This window comes from Thermovirga sp., from assembly GCF_017656375.1.
GTDB lineage: Bacteria > Synergistota > Synergistia > Synergistales > Thermovirgaceae > Thermovirga.
On sequence record NZ_JACDOB010000080.1, the window covers coordinates 1 to 2177 of the forward strand.

At 45.0% G+C, this 2177-nt stretch carries 1 protein-coding gene; it reads right to left on the minus strand.

Annotated elements, in window-relative coordinates:
• Positions 1-214: 214 nt before the first annotated feature.
• On the minus strand, positions 215-1942 hold the full coding sequence (locus H0Z23_RS08960; protein WP_296869106.1) for an ABC-ATPase domain-containing protein: 1728 nt from the start codon (positions 1940-1942) through the stop codon (positions 215-217).
• Positions 1943-2177 lie beyond the last annotated feature (235 nt).

The window sequence follows — 2177 nt, forward strand, 5'->3', positions numbered from 1 at the left end:
ACAAACTTCTGCAAAATCTACCAAAAAATCCCGCCATGCTTCTTTTTGCTCATTGTCTTGCCCAAGGGCTTCTACTAATTCTCCAAGTTTGGATACAATTAGTTTTTTCATTATCATGTTACCTCCGTTCCTCTTTTGTATAATAATTTATATATTAGTAAAGCATACAATAAATTCTGCTGCTAACATACTTCGTTAATATATGATATGCCTTTTAATTAGTATCTACAACCTTCAGGCCCCTCAGCCTGTTTATGGCAAAGGCTACCTCCTGTTTCCGCGGTAGGGCATAATCGCCAGGATGGCCATATCTATGGGGTGAAATAATGTCCAGCCCTTTATTTTCAACATCACTAAAAATTTGCTCCACGATCTCCTTTATACTCCTTTTGCCATCAATATATCCTTTTCTATATGCATAGTGCCACATTTCTGCGATCATCCTGGTCTGGCTCTCATCCACGAGAGAAGATAGGGCATATAAGTTTATAGCCTCACTTCCAAAAATTATGCTTTTAAGGCTACCGGCCTTGACTTTTACCTTTTTGCCTACATGGGGGTTTATGCTTCTGGGGTCCGGCACCCTAGAAGGCGGGATATACGGCTTTGCTTTCGCTTCCTTGTGCCGTTGGGTCGTAATCTCTTTTGCTACTTCCTTTGCCAGGCCTGTAACGTCTTTTGGGATATACTCGTCCATCATTATCACCTTATCTGCCACGTCGAGGTAGTCGCCGCTGCCACCAATTACTAAGATAGTGGAAACGCCCAACTCCTCGAAGAATCCCCGCACATGGTCTATAAATGGAGTTATGGGCTCCTTATCCTTGGCTATCAACTTTTGCATTCGAGCGTCCCTTATCATGAAGTTGGTCGCGGATGTGTCCTCGTCGATGAGCAAAAGTTTGGCCTCCATTTCAAGAGCTTCCTGTATGTTTGAAGCCTGAGAAGTAGAGCCAGAGGCATCATCGGTGGAGAAGAACTTTGTGTCCTTCTTGCCTGGAAGATTGTTTATAAATAATGAGATATCGACTCCTTTTACGCTTCGGCCGTCCTCAGCCCGGATCTTCACCGCATCCTCGACGGTGGCAACATATTCCCTCCCGTCTCCAGGAATATGAGGATAAATCCCCATCTCTATGGCCTCAAGGAGGGTTGTCTTGCCGTGGTATCCCCCGCCAGTTATGAGGGTTACCCCCTCTGGAATCCCCATGCCTGTTATTTCTCCCTTGTTAGGCAAGGTTAGCTTTATCCTAAGACTTGGGGGACTGTTAAAGGCGACAGCCTCGCTTTTTTTCATGGGGCGCTGGGAGGCTCCGCTTTCTCTGGGCAAGATCGAACCATCAGCTATGAACGAAACAAGCTTTTGCTCCTTGAGTTTTTCCTTTATGAAAAAGTGGTCCTCCACTACTTCTACGTGCCTTCTTAAATTTTCTTCGTCTATGTTTTTGTAAAACAAGGCCCCTTCGACTATCCTCGGGAGTTCATCAAAAAACATCTCCAAGGCCTCTCTGCCTAGCACCCTTCTTCCCGCAGCAGGCAAGCCGCATACAAAGCGGACCTCTACAAAATCTTCGTTAATCAAGCAGGACGTGCGCTTTAAGACCTGCTGCCCTGGAGTGTCTACGGCGAACAGTCCAGATTTTCCGCTGCCCCTTTTCCCCTCAGTGAATCTTCTTATGGCTTTCGCAAAAGCCCGGGTCAAGAAATCACAGCATGCCATTTCCCTGTAGGGGCTCCTAAAGGCCCAGGTAGGGATTTGGGCTGTCTTCTGGTCAACTCTTACCCTTAGCCTGCTGGGAGCTGCAAAAGGGTCTCCCTGCACATGGTCAATAAAAAGGTCGAACGAATCAAATTGATAAGATCCTTCTATTTCTTTGTAGGCCTTGTAACCTCTGCCATCTATAGCTAAAAGAATTTTTCTGAGCTTTTCACACTGCTGCACTATGGTCACCTCTTCGCACTTGATGTCAATTTTTAAACTTTAAGGTTATAATTATATATAAATAATATGGCCTTTGGCCAAAGAAAGGCCCTGTTTATCATGAAAAAACAAATTTTTTACTTTTCTGTTTTGTTCTCCTTTCTTTCCTTCACGGCCTCAACATCTGAAGCTTCGAGCGCTTTAAAACTTGTCTTTGGCGGAGACACGTACTTTGGCGAAAGCTATGGGGTTCATG